Source organism: Candidatus Endomicrobiellum cubanum (genome assembly GCF_031278955.1).
Lineage (GTDB): Bacteria > Elusimicrobiota > Endomicrobiia > Endomicrobiales > Endomicrobiaceae > Endomicrobiellum > Endomicrobiellum cubanum.
This window is the reverse complement of record NZ_JAITJM010000043.1, coordinates 1-4,334: the sequence shown is the minus strand read 5'-3', so window position 1 is coordinate 4,334 and position 4,334 is coordinate 1. Positions and strand designations below refer to the sequence as shown.

The 4,334-nt window shown below is 31.1% G+C and carries 3 protein-coding genes; all 3 read right to left on the bottom strand.

The window, feature by feature from the left end; all coding sequences use genetic code 11:
- Nucleotides 1-151: 151 nt before the first annotated feature.
- Genes LBD57_RS03960 through LBD57_RS03950 form a run of 3 tightly spaced genes read right to left on the bottom strand, consistent with a single transcriptional unit; the run spans nt 152 to nt 3,342 of the window.
- A complete protein-coding gene (locus LBD57_RS03960; protein WP_373470035.1) occupies nt 152-1,150 on the bottom strand; it encodes a radical SAM protein in 999 nt (332 codons plus the stop codon).
- A gap of 7 nt (nt 1,151-1,157) precedes the next feature.
- A complete protein-coding gene (locus LBD57_RS03955; RefSeq protein WP_373470034.1) occupies nt 1,158-2,261 on the bottom strand; it encodes an SPASM domain-containing protein in 1,104 nt (367 codons plus the stop codon).
- Nucleotides 2,254-3,342 carry an SPASM domain-containing protein gene (locus LBD57_RS03950; protein WP_373470033.1) on the bottom strand — a complete coding sequence of 363 codons (1,089 nt, stop codon included), beginning with the start codon at nt 3,340-3,342 and terminating at the stop codon, nt 2,254-2,256. The genes LBD57_RS03955 and LBD57_RS03950 overlap by 8 nt, the downstream gene beginning before the upstream one ends.
- Nucleotides 3,343-4,334 lie beyond the last annotated feature (992 nt).

The window sequence follows — 4,334 nt, the reverse complement described above, 5'->3', positions numbered from 1 at the left end:
CAAATTGCGTGTGCTTTTGATATTTTTGTATCATCTAATTCAGAGAAATCATCCGTTTCAACGTATTCTAAATTACAATACTTACTGAAAGCCGTTATATTATAATACTTTTTTATATTTTGGCAGAGCATATAAATCTCTAAAGAATGTGTTACTGAGACTTTTTTCCAAAGCGCCAAAACGAATAATCTGACTGAAAATGCTTTAATTCTTTAAATTCTTGTGCTGATCTATTAGCTTTTTCTTCTATTAGATATTTTAAAATTTTTAATTTTTCTTCGTATGACGTATTTTTGATATTATGACCAAATTTTTTGTGAATGCTACAGTTGCTAATAGTTCCTGTAGGATTTAGTCTAATTTTCTTACACCTTTTACCCCCACATTGAAAATTCACTGAGAAATGTGGAATAATCCCAAAAATTACACCTGGTTGCTTTATTACCCTATACGTACACATAGGATTATCGCCTTCAAAAGTAGTCAGCTTTAATTTTCCATATTTTTTAGTGATATTTTCTACAAGTTGTTCGCCTGATATGAAATTACTAGCAACGTACTGTTCATCACCTTCAAAGCCTCCTGGAATTAATTCTATAAATCTTATTGCTATTTTGTTCTGATTTTCACCATGAGCTATCTCATAAATAAAATCTAGAAGTTGTAAACAATCATCTGCATTCTCTTTTGTTAAAACTGTATTTATTTTAATTTTTTCAAAAATGCCTATAGCTTGTTTAATTCCTGTAAGTACATCATCTAGCATATCAAATTTTGTTACTTCGTAAAACTTAGCTCTATTTAAAGTATCTAAACTTATATTTACTCTATTTATTCCTGCTTCGGCTAGATTTTCAGCTTGCATATCAAGAGTCGTCCCATTTGTAGATAACATTTGATAAACTATACCAACATCCTTTGCTGCCTTAACTATGTCAAGAAATCCTTTATTTACCGTTGGTTCTCCTCCTGTCCATCTAATACGCCTGATTCCATTCGTGTAAGATGCTCTGATTATATCTAACAATTCTTTGTTAGATAATAATTCATCGTTTGGAATATTAGCTTCATCTTTCCTACAATAAGAACATTTTAAGTTACACTTAGGAAGAGAAATTCTTAAGACATAGTCAAGATCTTCTTGTTTCATTTTTGCCTCAATTTGTATTTGTAGTTAATATAAAAGATTTTGCGTTAACAACTTTTTTTGATGCCATGGGACATGTTAAGCAATGATATTCGTGATTTCCAAAAGAAAAACTTTTTCTCATTTTTTGGTATAATGAATTATTCCAAATCTCTTGCACAGAACTCTTAAAAATATTCCCTACAGCTGGGCTGTAAAAGTGACAACATGGGATAACATCACCATTGGCTTCAATGTTAATTTGTCTCCACAAAAAATTGCAGTCATTTGGGATAAAACCTTTTTCTGTAAAGATGTTTATTGAAGTATCAAACTCATCTTGATATTTTGTTTTTAATTTATATTTTTCCGCTATTTCTTTTGCAGCTTTAAGATTTTTATTAGCTAAATCTTGATAAAATAATAATGATTGTTCAAGAAATTCTGGCTTTAATACTATTAGATTAAACCCTTTTACTCTATCAGCTCCTATATCATGAGCTAATTCAATAATATCTGGCAATTCATTTATATTGTCTTTCATTAACACCGATTGGAGTGTTAATGTTGGACGATAAGTTCCTTCTTTTTGTTTGGACATATATTCGTCTCTTGCCTTAACAAATTCTTTAATATTTTTAATTATCTGATCAAAATTCGCTCCAGGTCTTAATTTTTCAAATGTTTGCTTTGTCGCTCCATCAAATGAAATTTTTACATCTCTTAAAACAGGAAGAATTAGATGAGACACTTCTTGAGATAAAAGCATTCCGTTTGTAGTTACATTTAGTTGGGTACCAAATTTTTTGAGAATATCAGGAATTTTATTTAAATATGGGGTTAAGAAAGCCTCTCCTTTTATTCCTATATGTAGCTCCTTAGCGTAAGGGAACAATTCATCTGCTATTTTTACAAAATGCTTATAATCTAATGTCTCTGCATCGATTTTGGCTTGCCCATGATATTTGCACATTTTACATCTTAAATTACACATAGTTGTCGTGCATATACTTACCCTTAGAGGCAACCCTTTATTGACAGCATATTTATATCTTTCTGACTCTTCTACAGACATCTGATTCTTAACTTTTAACGGGTATCCTTTAAAATAATCTATAGATGTTTCTTCAATCATTATAACTCCCCAATTGTATCAATGCCTTATCACTATATTGCCAGTTATTATCTTTTCGGAACTCATTCACTAAAGCGCAGTTACTGCAAATTAGTGCAGAATTTTGGGTATTAATACTAGCTCTAATTCTTTGATAAGATTGATTGTTCCAAATTTTTATAAACGGTTCTTGAATTATATTCCCCACTACCGGTGCATTAAGTACACAACAGGTAACAACATCACCATTCGGTTTTATCCAAGCCTCTTGCCATAGAAAATGACAATCAGTATCAACATCATTTTGTGCTGATATTGTCTGCGACTTAAATTTTTTTGGAAATTTGTATGCTATTTCTGCTTTCTGTGCATTTTGTTCTGCTTCTTCTAGAATTTTGTCGGTCATTTCCTGATAATACCATAGTGAATTTGGTAATTCTGTTTCCTTGTAAACCACCATTAAATATGCTTTTACTCTGTCTGCTCCTAAGTCATCTGCTATTTCTACAATCTTAGGAAGATCTTCTAAATTATCTCGGCTCAGAGTAACTTGTAATGTTAAAGTTGGCTTTATGGTTCGATTGTCTTGACTAAGCATATATTGGTCCCTTGCCTTAACGAATCCTCTGATGTTTTTAATTATTTGATCAAAGTTTGCTCCTGGTCTTAATCTTTCAAATGTTTGTTTCGTCGCTCCATCAAATGAAATCTTAATGTCTGTCAAAACTGGTAATATTAAATCCGAAATTTTTTGTGATAACAGCATCCCATTTGTAGTTACATTTAAACCTGTATTAAATTTTGAAAGTATATTTATAATTTTCGGGAAATAAGAGGTTAAAAATGGCTCTCCATTGACTGTAGTATGGTACTCTAATGCAAATGGAAAAAGTTCATTTCCTATTTTTTCAAAAATATTCCACGGCATTTCAGTTTTTATGGTCTTAGGGTTTATTGTATTTGGGCAGAAACTACATCTTAAATTGCATGCATTTGTTGTTGCAATAAATACTCGAACTGGCATTGAATCTATAATTGAAAGACCTTTTTTTTTATTTTTTAAAGCCTTCAGATAATTATTGTGCTTTGCCTTATAATCCATATATACGGTTGGGCATGTTTAAAATCGTACCGACAGTGGGAGCGCTAGAGACCATCTTTAATCTACGTAACTCAATGAGTTAATTACGCTCCCGACTATTTTACTAGGAAAGATAGGAGAACAAAACCCACTGGGGTTAATTGAGCATTGGATTAATTTTTCGAAAATTCTCTGCCTTATAACAGTTGCCGCTCTTAAAACAATTACTCAACTTTGTCTATAGAAAAAACTATTTTTTTGTTAACTTTACCTCACATTTTTCAGGATTTCAGATTTTGACATTCCTTCCAAACCCTCACCTAAACATTCGTTTAGCGTAGAATAATTTAGATTTGGACGCTCGTGCTCAATACGTTCTATTATAGATAATAATTTTTCAGGCGCTTTTTTCTTTTTTCTGGTACAGGGTTACTTTCGTTTTTATACTTTTTAGAAATTACAAAATAATTTATAGGGTTACGCTTATTTAAGGCATGAAAAAACTAATAAACAAAGTAACCCCATACCAGCGAAACCAGCGCCAGCGAAACCAGCGAACTCCCAAAATAAGGCAGTGCTGCACCAGAGAAAGATAATTAGAAACTTGCTTATTTTTTTTTTTTTGATATCGGCGGTCAGGAATTAATTGATATAATGGGTATTATTTGCCTCAAATAAGGCAGTTCTGACTATATATTAAATCAAGATTAGCTCATAACAAAAAATTATTTTTTGTGGATCTTAGATTTTTAAAATCCATATTTTATTTTTATTGATTGTATTATGAATGACTATTTCGGACTTCAGTTTCATATTACCGATGCTTGCGATCAACTTCAAAAATTAATTTTTATCATAATCATAATATAAGCTGTGGCAGTTGTGGTAGTTGTCGTGGTGGTGGAGATTGCCGGAGTTCAAAATCTACAATTATAGATTTTTTAAGTTCTACAAATACTAAAAACGATAATTCAAAATTACTAAAATTAACTATGCTAAATAGTTTGCTATAA